This window comes from Capnocytophaga canis (genome assembly GCF_043187445.1).
Lineage (GTDB): Bacteria > Bacteroidota > Bacteroidia > Flavobacteriales > Flavobacteriaceae > Capnocytophaga > Capnocytophaga canis.
The window spans coordinates 1864917-1881316 of record NZ_CP171121.1 but is presented as its reverse complement, the minus strand read 5'-3'; the positions used below and the strand labels follow the sequence as shown (position 1 = coordinate 1881316).

Here is a 16400-nt window from a genome sequence, read left to right as displayed (position 1 = left end):
CGTTTTTAATTTTAGTCTGCTGACTGTTTGTGAGGCTTTATGGATAAATTATGCATTAATATTTTAAAATCACATCAATTTCATAAGGAAACCATTTGCCATTCCATAAATCTATAAAGAATAAAATTACTTTTTCTTCAATTGGCATTGAAGGACTTAACAACTTACCTGTTACATTTCCTTTTCTAATGGATAGGTTAAGTTCTTTTAACATGATGTTATAATACTTCTTGTTTACTTCACATTTCTCACAAAATATTTTCTCCCCTTCCCAGAAACGAGCTTTTAACTTATCCGAATCTATGAAGGGGTTTTGCTTTTCTTTTTTGTAATATTTGCAGGATTTGTAAATTCTCTCCATTGGCTCTGTGCTGATTTTTTGAAAAGAAGCACAAAATTATGTTTTTCTGCTCAAAATAAAAATTATAACTGAAATTTGAGTCTAAAAAATCTCTATTAAGCCTTTTTTAAACTTACTTGTTGCAAAGAATCATCTCCAAATTTATGGACTGTGACTATTTTCGCTTCTATTCTTGTAGGTAAATTAAAAAACTAATATCTCATCAATGAATAGCCACGCATCGCCTCCTTTGGGTGGGCTTCCTAAGTTTTTAATTTCTATTTTGATGAAGCGTGTTTTTTCTGTAGGAAATTCTAAAGCAAAATCGTGCAATATAGCAAATCCATTGACTGAATAAGGACGTTCGATTTTTCCTTTTGGAGTATATTTTTTTCCATCCTCAGAGGTGAAAAGGCGTATTTCGGTAGGGAAATAAATTCCAGAACCTTGGTTCTCCATAGCTCCAACAACAACTTTGCTTATATCCTGAGGAGTTTCTAAATCAATGTTAATAGTTGCGTTGTCTACTAACCAAGCTAACCATTGTTTGTCATGAAAATCTTTTGTACCACGAACGATATTGGTTAGTGTTTTATTTCCTTGTCCGGAGTAGCTTTTGTGGTAAGTTGGGTTATATGAAGTAGGTTTGCTCATAGCTTTGTGAAACGTTATCGTATTGCTATAAACAGCCGTATGTGGTTTATTATCAAAGAAAACTGCAGCTTGAATTTGGGTAGTTTCATTGATACGCAAGGTGTCCGTGTACGGGATTGCATTGCTAAAGTCGGACTGGTTCAACACATAACGTATGTCTGCATTTGGAGTTTCTGATTGAAGGCTAATTTTCACACTGTTATTGCCGTTATCAAATACTTTTCCTGTGGTTTGGTAGATGGATTTGGCATAGTTGATGTCCATTATCTCTAAACGAGCCAATGATTTTTGCAAACGTTGTGCAAAATCAGTCCAGTTTCGTTCTTTTTCAGGTTTCCAAAATACTTCGGACATGGCTAGTAGGCGTGGGAATAACATATATTCGGAATGTTTTTCATTAGGTACATATTCTGCCCAAAGGTTTGCTTGTACCCCTAAAATACGAGAACGTTCCTCGCTACTTAACTCTTTTTCAGAAAATGCTTCATTGTAAATTCGGCTTACAGGCAAATATCCACCAATTGCCAAAGGCTCATTATCAGGCAATCCTTGATATTGGTCGATATAGCCTTGACTGGTCAAAATCACACGATTTCCTTTTTCAGTAGCTTTTTTAACGATGTTGTTACCTCGCCATACCATAACTACCGCATCATCAGCTAATCCACCTTCAATGATTTCGTCCCAACCGATGAGCTGTTTGTTTTTTGACTTTAAAAAAGTATTGATTCGTTTGATAAAGTAGCTTTGTAACTCGTGTTCATTTTTCAAATTTTCGGTTTTCATACGAGCTTTGCACTTTGGACATTTTTTCCATTCAGTGTGTGTAGCTTCATCACCGCCAATATGCACGTATTTACTTGGAAATAAATCGATTACTTCAGTAAGAACATCTTCTAAAAATGAAAAGGTTTCTTCTTGACCAGCGCAGTAGATATCCGTAATTGGCCAAACTCCGCCAGACGGCACAGCTATAGGTCGTTTATGGCAAGATAGTTCAGGGTATGCCGCAATGGCACTCATCACATGAGCGGGCATTTCTATTTCAGGGACTACAGTGATGCCATATTTTGCAGCATATGCTACAATTTCTTTAATATCTTCTTGGGTGAAAAAACCACCATACGTGCCTTTTTCGTTAGGGTCATTGGTTACGCGAGCATTCCAATGTTGGTCGAATTGACCCACACGCCACGCTCCAACTTCCGTAAGTTTTGGATATTTTTTGATTTCAATTCGCCATCCTTCATTGTCCAACAAATGAAAATGAAAGGTGTTGATTTTCAGCATCGCCATTCGATCAATGGTTTTCAAGATATATTCTTTCGGGAAAAAATGTCTAGCCACATCCAACATCAATCCTCGCCATTCATATTGAGGTGTATCGTTGATTTTTACAGAAGGAATTACCCAGTCAATTGTTGTGATTTTTTGACTTTCAATTTCTTTTGGTAGTAATTGTCGTAGGGTTTGCAATCCATAGACAAATCCACGGTAATCCGACGCAGAAATTAAAATTTTGTCGCTATCGGAAGAAAAAGAATATCCTTCTTTGGGTAGATTTTCATCTACAATCAATTGTACGAAATTGAATTTTACATCGCTATCTGTTACAGTATTTTTAGAAAAATCCCACCCTGAAGCACGATGAAACTTATCAGTAATCAACTTAATAGCAGGGTGTAGCGAATCGTTAGCTATGAATTTTGTTTCTGCTGTAAACTCAAAAAATCCGTTGTTCAACACTACTTGCTCAGGCTTCGGGATTAGTAACAAATCATCTTCGTTGAAATGAAAATTTTTCTTCTCATGGCAACCCATTAACAAGATAGCGAATAATAAAAAGTAAGGTTTCATGGTAATAATTTATAGTTAAGATCTAGTAGTTAACTGTATTGTTGTTCCATTTTTCCTTAGATTAAAAAAGACTCTAAGGAAAATGGATTTCAGTTTAGGTTCGACTTTCTTAAAAGTTTGGACGTAATTGATTTGAATTACTATAAAATTTTTCGATTACGTCAATCACATCATCTTCGGAATCAACCAAATGGAAAAGGTTTATATCCTCAGGGCTGATATTCCCAAAATGCTCCAAAAGAGTGACTTTAATCCAATCTACTAACCCTTGCCAGAATTCAGTTCCTACTAAAATGATTGGAATACGGTCGATTTTGTGTGTTTGTACAAGTGTTATTGCTTCGAAAAGTTCGTCCAATGTACCAAACCCACCAGGCATCACTACAAAAGCTTGAGAATACTTGACAAACATCACTTTACGAGCAAAAAAATAGTCGAAATTCAGGTTTTTATCACTGTCGATATACGGGTTGTCGTGCTGTTCAAATGGCAAATCAATGTTTAACCCTACCGAAGCTCCTTTCCCGATATGAGCTCCTTTGTTTCCAGCCTCCATAATCCCTGGCCCTCCGCCAGTAATGACACCATATCCTTCATTGACAATTTTTTCAGCAATACGAACCGTCAGTTCATAGTACTTTGTACCAGGTTTTATACGAGCCGATCCAAAAATCGAAATACAAGGCCCTATAAGACTTAATTTTTCATATCCATTGACGAACTCGCCCATCGTTTTGAAAATTGACCACGAGTCGTTTGTTTTAATTTCGTTCCAAACTTTTGAATGTTTTATTTTATTCATAATCAATATTTGATATTTTTTACTGAACCCGCAAAGTTATGGAACTTTGAAAAGAAAAACAATTCATTTTTTGAAAAAAATCGAAAATTGGAATTCACTGGTATAGCTTTACTTCACAGAATATTTTTAAAGTCAAAAAAGATTACTTATCAGTTTTAAAAACAATAAAAATGGTGTTTTTTATGGTGATGACTTTGTTTATTCTTCCTACTATGATTTGTTAAAGTGGAATAAGGCTCCACACTCCGACATAATTTTAACAAAATCAAGTAAGGTTAAATTTTTGTTTCCCAGATGTTTAAACGATAGCACCTACGCAAAAGATTTAGATTATACCTACAGATTGGGTTGGTATATCGGTGAAAATCCTCAATAGGAACATTTATTGACACTATCCTTCTATGAGTTGCTTGTCCTTGTTTGCAATATCATTCGAAAAACAAAATGCACAAAAAATTTCCTTTGGTGTATTTGAATTTGTTTCTTTATTAGCTGCTACTTATTTTATAAGTTATGACGATGTGGAAAGGTTTTTTATATTCGTAATAATAGGAAGCTATTTTTGTTTGATGAGCCAAAAGCGAAAGATATATAAAAAGTAAAGTAAAGGATTCTAATGTTAAACTGTTTTGTAAATAGTTTTATTGAGTTCATTATTTATTTTCATATATTGTTCTTTTCCTTAGATGAAAAGAACCAAAAATCAAGGCTTTGGATATTTGTCTAAAAATCAGACTCATGTCGCTAAAATTTTCCAAACTTGCTTCCTACGGTCGCTTCGAACAATGGAAAATTTCCACGCTCTATTCGTTGATTTTCTTAACGCCAAATCTCCAATGCCGATGAAAAGTGGTCAAAATACTGAAAAATCAGTGTTGAACCATTAAAAAATACATGAAATTAAGTACTGAATTCAATAGTTTTATTACTACTCATATTGGTCAATTTCTTTATGGTAGATTTTTTGAGCAGAAAACACAAAGCTATCTTGTATTTAGGTTCGGCGATTACTTTTATATTCAATATATTTTCTTGAAAGCCAAAGAATTGAAAAATAGAAGTTGATGTAGCGTTTGTTTGTATCATTTTGTTTTTGTGTTTTAATTGTTACAAAAAAACTAATTCATTGATTTTTTTAGCCCGTCACTCTTCATTCAGTAATTTCTTTTCAAATTATAGCACAAATTAATTTTTATCAAAGAATCAACAACTTTATTGTATATTTCATATTTTAAAACGCTATATTATTCATAAAATAATAACACTTAAAATTAAAAATACATATATTTAAACCATTTTTATAACAATAAAACTTGACAAACATATCATTAAAGTTAAATATAGTTAAAAACTTATTTTTTATTTGAATTGTAATATCTTTTTTTTAGATTTACACTGTAGTTATCCGGAAAAACTATATGAGTCGTTAAGTGAATTATTTATTTTAAAAATTTTACTGTTATGAAAAAGTTAGAATTAAATCAAATGGAAAATGTGCAAGGAGGAGAAATAAGTCAGAGAAATTGTGGTATTTTAGGAGTAGGGATTGTAGTAGGCTCGGTAATAGGTGTGTTCAATCCGATTGGATGGGGACTTGCAATTACCTCATTTGGAGCTGCTGCAGCCTCAGATTGTTTTTAATTTTTTATTTAATCATGAAGAATCAAAGATTTTTATATTTATTTAATATATGTGCAATTCTGTTTATTCTATTTGAAGATAAAATAATTTTCTTTTCGCTACAAGAGTTGTTGAGTCCATTCGCTCGGTATGGTATTTTAACGATGAATGCCGTATATTTTGCGTATAGTTTCAAGAAAAAAAGATCTTAAATTAGTAGAGTTTAGAAATAAGTTTGCTAGTTTTATGAAAATCCATAATTGAGTCTGATATTTTTACCATCAATTAAATAACCGTCTAACCTTAATATTATATTACAATCTTATGAAAAAGTTAAAATTAAATCAAATGGAAAATCTTCAAGGAGGGAAAGCAAGTGAGAGAGCCTGTTTAATAGGAGGGGGACTGGCTGCGGTTGCTTTTGTAAGTGGATTCCTTGTTCCTGCGGTTTTTTTTACAGCAATGGCAATTACTGCAGGAGCAGTTTATTCGGAGTGTTTTGATTAATAAGAATATTCAAAATAAAACTATAATAATACTTACTGCTTTTTTTCTAATTATATTATTAGTGAATATTTTAACAAATAATGGTTTGGGGAAAGGGTTGAATTTTATTGTAGTTTTAGGATTAATCCCTCTTTTGTGTACTATATTTATAAATATGTATAAAAAAAACAAGAAATAAAGCAATTAGACTTAAATAAAATGGTATCCATAGAAAAGGTTCCACAGATTAATGTTGGATAAATATTATTAATAAACATATTGTGGTATTATGAAATATATGAAATTGGGTTTAATATTGGTAGGTTTGCTTATAATAATATCTCTTATTGTTCTAACAAACGGAATTTTGGAAACAACCACAGTAAGAGATGTTTTTCTTGTACCCGCATTGGTAATTATTTTTGCTCTGATTTTTAAGATTATAAAGGAAGAGAAAAATAAATAAAACGACAGAGCTAATTGATTTTATATTAGCTATTTGATTTTTATATGTTGTAACGAAAAAAAACGAAAATGAGATAATTAGATTTAAACAAAGTGTAGTTATCCGAAAAAAAACATAAACATACACCTGTTAATCAATTAGTTATAGTGTTTGTTTTTAGTATTATTTTGGATTGATAATATAAGTATGACTCAATTTTTTTACTATGAAAAGTTTATTAAACTATTTATTACTGTGTATAGGATTAATTTCTGTAGTTTTTATCTTAAGTGAGTATGAATTTATAACTAAGATAGCATTTGCACTTGCTTCTATGGGTTGCTTGTCCTTGTTTGCAATATCATTCGAAAAACAAAATGCACAAAAAATTTCCTTTGGTGTATTCGGATTTGTTTCTTTATTAGCTGCTGCTTATTTTATAAGTTATGACGAAGTGGAAAGGTTTTTTATATTCGTAATAATGGGAAGCTATTTTTGTTTGATGAGCCAAAAGCGAAAGATATATAAAAAGAAAAGTAAGTAATTCTAATAACTAATGACCGACAAAAAATCAAAAAAGAAACTATGATAATTTTTATCTCACATCGACTGCATTCTCTTCAAAAAGTAGCCGATGAAATATGTATTTTAGACGGAGGAAAAATCATATTATCAGGCAATCACGAAAACTTAATGCAGACAAGGAATTTTTACAGTGATTTTTTTAGTTAATTTTCCAACTTTTTGTGAATTACCCTATCCATATAATCTTGAATAAAAGCCTGTAAATCACGGATTCCTTTTTCTGTTTCGGGATTATTTTCTTTTCCTAACAAGTTGTTTTTCAACCCTTCATCTTCACGTTCGTAAATGCCGTTCATCGTTCCGTCTTGATTCATTACATAAATGTAACTACCTTGCATCAAGCTATAGACATGTGTATCAGAAATATAGGCTCGTGGTGTTTCGTTAGCTTCAGCAAACAAACTACGCCCCCATGAACGAAATGGCTTATTGTAACCCATTAGATCTACCAACGATGGATAGATGTCGATTTGCTGTGCAATTTCCGATGATTTTCCTATGGTAACAAACTCTTCGTTAGGACTATAGAACATTATTGGAGAACCCATTTTAGTAATAGGTTGTTTGTACAGGTCGTAATACGTTTGATTGCCATGGTCGTTCGTAAACACGAAAATAGTGTTTTGAAACCAAGATTGTTTTTTAGCATTTTCAAAGAATTTCTTCAACGCATGGTCCGTGTACTGAACGCATTGGTGAATTTCCAGATTTCCTTTATCGAACTTACCTTCGTACTGCTGAGGCACTTTAAAAGGATGGTGGGATGAAACGGTAAATATCGACCCAAAAAAAGGTTGTTGTTTTTGACTAAGAACAGTATTCATAAATTGAAAAAAAGGTTCATCCCAAATGCCCCAAACTCCATCAAAATCAACATCATTGCCATACTCTGTTTTGCCGTAGTAGTGCTGAAACCCAAGTATGTTGGAAAACCCTAAAAACCCCATTGAGCCGTTGGGAGCTGAGTGGAAAAACGAGGTGTCGTATCCTAATTCGTTGGCGATTGAAACCAGTGATTGTGTAGGCTGTTGAGCATAAGGCGATGAGGTATATGCCACTTGCAAGGTCGGTATTCCTCCATAGATAGACGACATTCCGTGAATAGACTGACGACCGTTGGCATACGCATTGTCGAAAACCATTGAATGCTGTGCTAAAGAATCTAAAAAGGGAGTGTATGACTTGTAATCAGGGATATTTCTATCCTTGTTCATACATCCCCAATATTCTCGACCAAAACTTTCCAAAATAAAAAGAACTACATTAGGTTTATTTTTTACCTCTCGGTAATACAACTTTACAGGCTTGATATGTTCCGCTATATAGTCTTCTGATACAAAATCATAGGTTCTGAATCCCTTATTTTTTCCTATAGTTCGGATAAGTGTGAAAGGCGTGTTTAGGATAACATCCGCATGAGCTGAGACCGACACATATCGACTAGCATCAACAATATTTATCGGACGCGATGAATGGGAGAGCGTTCCTCCACGAATCCCTGCCAGAACCAGCATACCTATACCCGCTAACCCCACCAACGAACCAAAAACATATGGTAATGGATGAATCGTATTCTCACGAACTTTGATTCGTTTGTAAAAATACATCCAACAGAAAATCAGAGCGATAAATATTAGAAAAACATACCAATACATCCCCACGAAGGTAAAAAACAAAGCGGTCTTATTTTGTTCATTTTCAATCACTGCAAAAGAAGCTGTAGTCAATCGTGATTTACTGAATGGATAATAAATCATATCCACAAAATTAGTCGCATAAGCTATAGTATTTGGAATAAAATACACCCAAAAAACCATTTTTTGGTATCCCTTTCGAGTGTTTACCCACAGAGGAAAAATGCTCAATAGAATAAACAATAAATTTACATAAAGAATCGCTGTAGTGTCGAATTGGATTCCATACGCAAATAACCTACTCACTGTCAGAAAGTTATATCCATCTATAACGTCAATATTAAATGCTATGAACAGAAGTCGAGCTACAAAATAGAACAAAAATACCAAGGAAAGTCGGTACAAAAAAACAAGATATTCGGTGATTCGGATAAATTTATTCATAAAAGATAATTTGAATTACATACCGCCTAATGTCATAACGCTATGTATTTTAGAATTCTGTGGAAAATATCCCACAAAAGTAAAATATATTTTTATCTTAACAAAAATATATTCTAAAAACACTGATTTACAAACTGTTAACCAGAACAATGGAACTATTACTCCAAAACGAATAATTGTTAATTCGTTATTTTTTATATTTTTTTGTCAAACCATTTTTCAAATACAAATAAAAGTTTTATTTTTGCCAAACTTTTAATCAAAAAAGACATGGCAGTTTATAAAAAAAGAAACAACAGACCTAATAGAAAAAAGAAGATAGATGAGTTAGACGAACTTGAGGAAGAGCAACTTCACCAAGAGAGTACTACGGCTGAGGTTTTTGACAGTCTTGATGCAGGAGCTTCAAAAACAGAGGCTTGGGTACAAAAAAATCAAAAAACCATCCTTGGAGTGTTAGTCGCTGTAGCTGTGGTAGGTTTGGGAGTCCTGTTATATCAACAATTTGTTTCTGCTCCAAAAGAGAAAGAAGGAGCAAACGAATTCTTTTTCGCGAATGAATTTTTCAATGAAGCATTAAACGCTACTGACGATCGTGCAAAAGATTCGCTTTTCACACTTTCGTTGGAAGGAGGTAAAGGGAAGTACGGCTTCTTAGAAATAATCCAAGAGTATAGCGGTACAAAGGCTGCTAATTTGTCGCAATATGGAGCTGGAATGGCTTACATGCATAAAGGTGAATACCAAAAAGCTATTGACCATTTAAAAAAATTCGATTCACCTGACGATGTGATGGGAGTTTTAGCCTTAGGGAACATTGGTGATGCCTATTCACAGTTGAAAAACAATCAGGAAGCATTGAATTTCTATAAAAAAGCATATACTCATAGTGATAACGAATTTACTAAACCGATGTATTTGAAAAAAGCTGGAATAACAGCTATGTTGTTGAACGACAATAAAGAGGCTGGTAAACTTTTCGAGCAAATCAAAGATGAGTACCCAACTTCCGAAGAAGCTCGTACTATCGACATTCTTATTGGTAAAATAAGCAATTAAGCGTCACTATAAGAAAAGATAAAATTTCTTCATAGTTTATAAATTTATATGATTCCACACCTGCCATTTTCTTAGAACAAATGGTGGGTGTGTCTTTTAAATACAATACATTATGGCAACAGAAAACAAAAATTTATCACAATACGACAAAACGAAAATTCCCAATGTAGCAAACTATCGGTTTGGTATCGTTACTTCCGAATGGAATGAGCAAGTAACTTTTGGGTTAAAAAAAGGAGCCATTGACACCCTTAAAGATTGTGGTGCTTTGGAAGAAAATATTTTGTGTTGGGAAGTACCGGGGAGTTTTGAACTTATCTACGGAAGTAAAAAGATGATTAAAACCCAAAGGGTAGACGCTATCATCGCGATTGGTTGTGTCATTCAAGGAGAAACTAAACATTTTGATTTTGTTTGTCAAGGAGTTACACAAGGGATTGCACAATTGAATGTTTCCGAAAACATACCTGTTATTTTCTGTGTACTCACTGATAACAATATGCAACAATCCTTAGACCGAAGTGGAGGAAAACACGGTAATAAGGGAGTAGAAGCTGCCATCGCTGCCATTAAAATGGTAACCTTGGGGTAGTGAACCATAAGCAATGAGTCTTCAAGTTGCTAGTGATTAAGAGAGAATTGAGTATTGGCTATGATGATATAGAGTTTCAAAAAGATAATATGCATGTCCATTGAACTTACGCTACAAACCTTGCCATCCAAACCAGGAGTCTATCAATTTTACGACAAATCGGACTCGTTGATTTACGTTGGCAAAGCAATTAATCTCAAAAAACGGGTATCTTCTTACTTTCAAAAAAAACATGAATCAGGAAAAACACGGGTTTTGGTAAAAAAAATTGTTCGCATTGAACACATTGTCGTAGCCACCGAAAGCGACGCCTTGCTTTTGGAGAATAACCTCATAAAAAAATATCAACCTCGCTACAACATTCTTCTCAAAGACGATAAGAGTTATCCGTGGATATGTGTTAAAAAAGAGCGATTTCCTCGTGTTTTCCAAACGCGCAAAATGATCAAGGATGGTTCGCTTTATTTTGGACCTTATACTAGCATAAAAACCATCCGAACACTATTAGAACTTATTAAAGAACTTTATCCTCTGCGTAATTGTTCCTACGATTTATCAGAACAAAATATTCAAAATCAGAAATTTAAAGTGTGTTTAGAGTATCACATTAAGAACTGTAAGGGAGCTTGTGAAGGATTGCAATCAGAGGAAAATTACCTGCAAAATATCAGTGAAATTATCGAGATTTTAAAAGGAAACTTCAAAGATGCCTTAGCACGATTTAAAAAAGAAATGGTATCACTTGCGACGGATTTACGTTTTGAGGAAGCTCAACAAATCAAAGAAAAAATTGATATTTTGACTAACTATCAAGCTAAATCGACTATTGTAAGCTCAAAAATCAACAATATAGACGTTTTTTCTATTGTTTCGGATGAAGAATATGGTTATGTAAACTTTCTACAGGTGGCCTATGGTGCTATTGTAAGAGCTCATACCATCGAAATCAAGAAAAAATTGGAAGAAACCGACCGAGAACTGCTGGAATTTGCCATTGTGGATATCCGAGAGCGATTTTTCTCTAATTCCAAAGAAATTATCACACCTTTCGAAGTAACACTACCTAATAATTTGCAATTAACTATTCCTAAATTAGGAGAAAAACATCAGTTGTTGGAACTGTCTCTACGCAATGCTAAACACTTCCGACAAGAACGTTTTAAGCAAGTTAAAATCGCTGATCCTGAAAGACATACAAACCGAATTTTATCACAATTACAACGAGATTTACATCTATCGGAACCTCCTATTCACATAGAGTGTTTCGACAATTCCAACATTCAGGGAACAAACCCAGTAGCAGCTTGTGTAGTATTTAGAAATGGGAAACCAAGCAAAAAAGACTATCGCCATTTCAATATCAAAACAGTGGAAGGCCCAAATGATTTTGCTTCTATGGAAGAAGTGGTATATCGTCGCTATAAACGTTTGTTAGAAGAAAATGAACCCCTGCCCCAACTCATCATCATCGATGGAGGGAAAGGACAATTGTCATCGGCATTGAAATCGTTAGAAAGTTTAGATCTACGGGGAAAGATAGCCATTATTGGTATTGCTAAGCGTTTGGAAGAGATTTATTTCCCTGAAGATAGCATTCCTCTCTATTTAGACAAAAAATCTGAATCTTTAAAGCTAATCCAACAACTTCGCAACGAGGCACATCGATTTGGAATTACATTTCACCGACAGCAGCGTAGCAAAGTAGCCATTGTATCAGAATTGGATAATATTGAAGGTATCGGCGACAAGACTAAAGAGTCTTTACTGAAACATTTTAAATCGGTAAAACGAATTAAGGAAGCCTCTTTAGAGGACTTACAAGCTGTGATTGGATATCGTGCTAAAAAAGTATGGGAGTATTTTAGGTAAATTACAACATCCTCAACTACAAATCAGTATTCTTTATGCAAAATGCTCTTCGTACATATTTTTTTTGTACCTTTGTGAAGCATCAACCATTGAGATTATGAAAAAGTTTTTAATTGCACTTCTTTTATTGATTGCCATTACCATTACAGTCTTCTATGCTATGGGATATGGCTATGTTTTCACTGCTGTTCGTGTGGTTTATGGTAGTGGGCATCGTACGGCATTTCTGTCGGATTTTACTTATTTTGATAACCGTACTATTCAGCGTGGCAAACCACAGGCTTGGAATATTCACAAAAATTATAACGAGGTCGCTTCCACAGAGGAGTTAGATGCTTTACATGATAAATATCACACCACCGCTTTCATGATTATCAAAAATGACAGTGTGTGGCATGAACAATATTTTGACGACAATAGCCATAAAACTCTTAGTAACTCATTTTCAATGGCTAAAACTTATGTTTCAGCAATGCTTGGAAAAGCTATTATGCAAGGGTACATCAAAAGTTTGAATCAGCGAGTAGGTGATTTTTTTCCAGAGTTTTCAACTGGATTAGCAGCTGACCTCACAGTGGGTGATTTGAGTTCCATGGCTTCAGGCTCCAATTGGGATGAATCGTATTACAACGCTTTTTCTGTAACCACACAGGCTTATTATGATAAAGATCTTCGCAAAATCATTTTAGAAAAAGTTAAGATTGTAGAAGAACCAGGACAAAAATACGTTTACCAAAGTGGAAACACACAACTTTTAGCAATGGTTCTGGAAAAAGCAACAGGAAAAAAACTAACTGACTATCTTTCAGAAACCTTTTGGCAACCTTTAGGATGCGAATATGATGCTTTTTGGCAAATTGATAGCGAGGAAAAAGGCTTAGAAAAAGCCTATTGTTGCATAGCTTCCAATGCTCGTGATTTTGCACGTATGGGAAAACTTTATCTGAATTACGGCAAATGGAATGGTAATCAACTTCTTGATTCTTCCTTTGTAGCGAAGTCTATTCAACCCAGATTTACGGAAAGCCCAGAATATGGCTATGGAATGTGGTTACTCAGTCGAAATGGAAAAAAATTCTTTATGATGCGAGGACATCTAGGACAATATGTAATCATGCAACCCGAAGATAAAATCATAATCGTACGCCTGGGGCATCTAAAAGGAGAGGATAAACTCGAAAATCCTTTTACTGATGATATCTATGGATACATTGATCAAGCCTATAAAATGTTACAAAATGCTCAATAAGATACCATTAGAAGATATTTTATTTCTTGATATAGAGACAGTACCTCTGTTCGAAAGCTACCAAGAACTCAGCGAAGAGACACAACAACTATGGGAAGAAAAAACGAAATACTCTCGAAAAGAGGAATTCAGTGCTGAGGAATTCTATGACCGTGCAGGTATTTGGGCTGAATTTGGAAGAATTGTTTGTATTTCTGTTGGATTCTTTTCCTTCCGGAACCAGCAACGTACCTTTCGCGTAACCTCTTTTATCGGTGATGAAATACGCATTTTAAAAGATTTTGCTCAGCTAATTGAATCACATTTTTCACGTCCTAACCACGTTTTATGTGCTCATAACGGCAAGGAGTTTGACTTTCCGTACATCTTAAGACGAATGATTATCAATAGATTACCAATACCAGCTAAATTACAGCTATTTGGTAAGAAGCCTTGGGAAGTTCCACACTTAGATACACTCGAACTTTGGAAGTTTGGAGACTACAAGCATTTCACCTCTTTGAAACTACTCACTCACATTTTGGGAATCCCATCCCCGAAAGATGACATTGATGGTAGCCAAGTACGTGAAGTTTTCTATAAAGAGAAAGACATCGACCGCATTGCTATCTATTGCCAAAAAGATACCGTAACAGTGGCTCAAATTCTACTTCGCTTCCGTAATGAAGAACTGTTAGACGAAGATGAAATTTTATTTGTGTAAAAAATACACATTTTTAAGCTACACTTTTACATTTTTTACACACTTATGTATATTGTTAAAATTACACTCTTTAATATAAAACACTTATTTTTAAATATTTACAAAAGTAAGATTTACTACACTCCTTTTTGGCACAGTATTTTCTATATAATGAACGTAAACATGAAGAATATAAAGTACGAACAATACCATGAGAGATGATGTTTATGCATATTAAATTTATTGCTATCAAGATTAGTTCACAAACGAAAAAAACGAATTACTTAAAATTGCTATAAGAAACATTGTTAGATAAAAATTATCATTAAAACCAATAGTTGGGAAATTATTGAATAAATATTAAATTACACATAGATGTATCATCAAAAAACATCTAGATTACTTTTTTCAAAACATTGATTTTATCGAACTTGTTACAAACAAAAATTTATGAAAAAAGCTTTTTCAAGTTTGATAATTTAATCAAGAATTAAATCAGGAGTTAGTAGTAGTATTTATATGCATTGTTGAGAGGGTTCCTTCGAAAGAAGGAACCTTTTCGTTTTTTTGACCTTTGCTTAGCGTTTTTCTACCAAAAAATAGTAACTTTGTGGTTTGAAGAAAGATAGTGTAATTTAAACCGCTGTAAATGAACAAGATACTTTTAGTAGAAGATGACATTACATTTTCAAAAATGCTGTCTCGATTTTTAGAAAGAAACGGCTATGACATTGTTGAAAGTTCTACGCTGGAAGAGGCTTTAACAATGCTTGACTCTTCGTTGGGTATGATTTTTACCGACTTGCGACTTCCTGACGGAGATGGTATTCTTTTGTTAAAAGAAGTAAAAGAAAAATATCCACAGATTCCTGTGGTTGTAATGACCAGTTATGCCGAAGTTTCGACAGCTGTTGAGGCAATGAAATTGGGAGCCTTTGACTATATTTCGAAACCCTTTCAACGTGAAGATGTTCTTAATGTAATTACAAACGCCAAAAAATCAGCTTCTTTCCAGATTAAAAATACTTCAAAACCAGAAAATAAAGATGTTCTTCCTTCCGAAAAGATAAAGCAAAAACTTTTTGTAGAAGGTATCAGTGTTGCATCTAAAAAATTAAACGATTTTATCCGTTTAGTTGCTCCAACTGACATGTCTGTTTTGATTACTGGAGAGAGTGGCACAGGTAAGGAAGTAGTAGCTAAATCGATACACATGAAAAGTGAACGTGCCAGTAAACCCTTCATCGCTGTTGATTGTGGAGCAATTCCCAAAGAAATTGCGTCAAGTGAGTTTTTTGGACACGTAAAAGGTTCATTTACAGGAGCTATTTCAGATAAAAAAGGGCATTTTGAAGAGGCTAATGGAGGAACAATTTTCTTAGATGAGGTAGGCAACCTAAGCTATGAAAATCAAATACAATTGCTAAGAGCGTTGCAAGAACGGAAAATTAAACCCATAGGGAGCTCTAAGGAAATTGATGTAAACATACGTGTATTGGCGGCTACCAACGAAGATTTACTTATAGCAGTTGAAAAAGGACAGTTTCGTGAAGATTTGTATCATAGATTGAATGAATTTTCAATAAAAGTACCTTCATTACAGGAACGCAAAGACGATTTGATGATTTTTGCGTCTTATTTTTTGGATTTAGCAAATCAAAAATTACATAAAAACATTTTAGGATTTACAAAAATGGCCGTTCAACATATGTTTTCTTACTCTTGGCATGGAAATTTACGAGAATTGTCAAACGCTATCAAACGAGCAACATTACTTGCTCAAGGCAGCTATATTACCGAGAATGATTTGCCTGAAAGTATCATAAACTCATCAAGAGTTCCTTCCATACAAAAAATTTCTTTTTCAACTAAAGATAATGAAAAAGATTTGATTATCAACGCTTTGAAAGAAGTTGATTACAACAAGACAGAAGCAGCAAAACTTCTGAACATCACTCGAAAAACCTTGTATAATAAATTAAAAGCATACGGGATAAATTTGTAAAACATTAAAAATCAACGATTAAAAACACTCAATTTTGGCATTATTTTTGATGTCTCAAACCTATAAAAATTAATATT

At 33.8% G+C, this 16400-nt stretch carries 15 protein-coding genes; 10 read left to right on the top strand and 5 right to left on the bottom strand.

Annotated elements, in window-relative coordinates; translation table 11 throughout:
* Window positions 1-55: 55 nt before the first annotated feature.
* The 3 genes from ACF3OB_RS08025 to ACF3OB_RS08015 all read right to left on the bottom strand — a co-directional run bounded on the left by ACF3OB_RS08025 (window position 56) and on the right by ACF3OB_RS08015 (window position 3653).
* Window positions 56-361, bottom strand: coding sequence for a hypothetical protein (locus ACF3OB_RS08025; protein ID WP_392447380.1), 306 nt, complete (start codon window positions 359-361; stop codon window positions 56-58).
* 183 nt (window positions 362-544) lie between these two features.
* Entirely contained in the window at window positions 545-2851 is a 2307-nt protein-coding gene (locus ACF3OB_RS08020) for a beta-N-acetylhexosaminidase (RefSeq protein ID WP_392447378.1), read from the bottom strand.
* Window positions 2852-2960: 109 nt separating this feature from the next.
* Complete coding sequence (locus ACF3OB_RS08015; protein WP_095893513.1) at window positions 2961-3653, bottom strand: TIGR00730 family Rossman fold protein; 693 nt, start codon at window positions 3651-3653, stop codon at window positions 2961-2963.
* A gap of 686 nt (window positions 3654-4339) precedes the next feature.
* On the opposite strand from ACF3OB_RS08015, the gene ACF3OB_RS08010 reads away from it, so the two are divergent.
* Complete coding sequence (locus ACF3OB_RS08010; RefSeq protein ID WP_042008384.1) at window positions 4340-4540, top strand: hypothetical protein; 201 nt, start codon at window positions 4340-4342, stop codon at window positions 4538-4540.
* A 13-nt stretch (window positions 4541-4553) separates the two neighbouring features.
* Here the strand turns inward: ACF3OB_RS08010 and ACF3OB_RS08005 are convergent, their stop codons facing one another.
* Entirely contained in the window at window positions 4554-4739 is a 186-nt protein-coding gene (locus ACF3OB_RS08005) for a hypothetical protein (RefSeq protein ID WP_095893514.1), read from the bottom strand.
* A gap of 375 nt (window positions 4740-5114) precedes the next feature.
* Here ACF3OB_RS08005 and ACF3OB_RS08000 point away from each other — a divergent pair, with 375 nt between their 5' ends.
* From ACF3OB_RS08000 to ACF3OB_RS07990, 3 genes are all read left to right on the top strand, one after another.
* Window positions 5115-5294 carry a hypothetical protein gene (locus tag ACF3OB_RS08000; protein WP_095893515.1) on the top strand — a complete coding sequence of 60 codons (180 nt, stop codon included), beginning with the start codon at window positions 5115-5117 and terminating at the stop codon, window positions 5292-5294.
* A 327-nt stretch (window positions 5295-5621) separates the two neighbouring features.
* A complete protein-coding gene (locus ACF3OB_RS07995) occupies window positions 5622-5780 on the top strand; it encodes a hypothetical protein (protein ID WP_157909102.1) in 159 nt (52 codons plus the stop codon).
* A 650-nt stretch (window positions 5781-6430) separates the two neighbouring features.
* Window positions 6431-6748, top strand: coding sequence for a hypothetical protein (locus ACF3OB_RS07990; protein ID WP_392447375.1), 318 nt, complete (start codon window positions 6431-6433; stop codon window positions 6746-6748).
* A 184-nt stretch (window positions 6749-6932) separates the two neighbouring features.
* On the opposite strand, the gene ACF3OB_RS07985 is transcribed toward ACF3OB_RS07990, so the two are convergent.
* On the bottom strand, window positions 6933-8867 hold the full coding sequence (locus ACF3OB_RS07985) for an LTA synthase family protein (RefSeq protein ID WP_392447373.1): 1935 nt from the start codon (window positions 8865-8867) through the stop codon (window positions 6933-6935).
* A gap of 270 nt (window positions 8868-9137) precedes the next feature.
* Here ACF3OB_RS07985 and ACF3OB_RS07980 point away from each other — a divergent pair, with 270 nt between their 5' ends.
* From ACF3OB_RS07980 to ACF3OB_RS07955, 6 genes are all read left to right on the top strand, one after another.
* Window positions 9138-9926, top strand: coding sequence for a tetratricopeptide repeat protein (locus tag ACF3OB_RS07980; RefSeq protein WP_042008376.1), 789 nt, complete (start codon window positions 9138-9140; stop codon window positions 9924-9926).
* Window positions 9927-10038: 112 nt separating this feature from the next.
* Complete coding sequence (gene ribH / locus ACF3OB_RS07975) at window positions 10039-10518, top strand: 6,7-dimethyl-8-ribityllumazine synthase (RefSeq protein WP_095893518.1); 480 nt, start codon at window positions 10039-10041, stop codon at window positions 10516-10518.
* Between the two features lie 93 nt (window positions 10519-10611).
* A complete protein-coding gene (uvrC, locus tag ACF3OB_RS07970; RefSeq protein WP_392447371.1) occupies window positions 10612-12387 on the top strand; it encodes an excinuclease ABC subunit UvrC in 1776 nt (591 codons plus the stop codon).
* A 97-nt stretch (window positions 12388-12484) separates the two neighbouring features.
* Window positions 12485-13636 (top strand): serine hydrolase domain-containing protein, encoded by a 1152-nt coding sequence (locus tag ACF3OB_RS07965; RefSeq protein WP_392447369.1) that lies wholly within the window; start codon window positions 12485-12487, stop codon window positions 13634-13636.
* Complete coding sequence (locus tag ACF3OB_RS07960; RefSeq protein WP_119652777.1) at window positions 13626-14339, top strand: 3'-5' exonuclease; 714 nt, start codon at window positions 13626-13628, stop codon at window positions 14337-14339. The genes ACF3OB_RS07965 and ACF3OB_RS07960 overlap by 11 nt, the downstream gene beginning before the upstream one ends.
* Before the next feature lie 628 nt (window positions 14340-14967).
* Window positions 14968-16323, top strand: a complete 1356-nt coding sequence (locus ACF3OB_RS07955) for a sigma-54 dependent transcriptional regulator (protein WP_042346005.1) — start codon at window positions 14968-14970, stop codon at window positions 16321-16323.
* The last annotated feature ends 77 nt before the right edge of the window (window positions 16324-16400 follow it).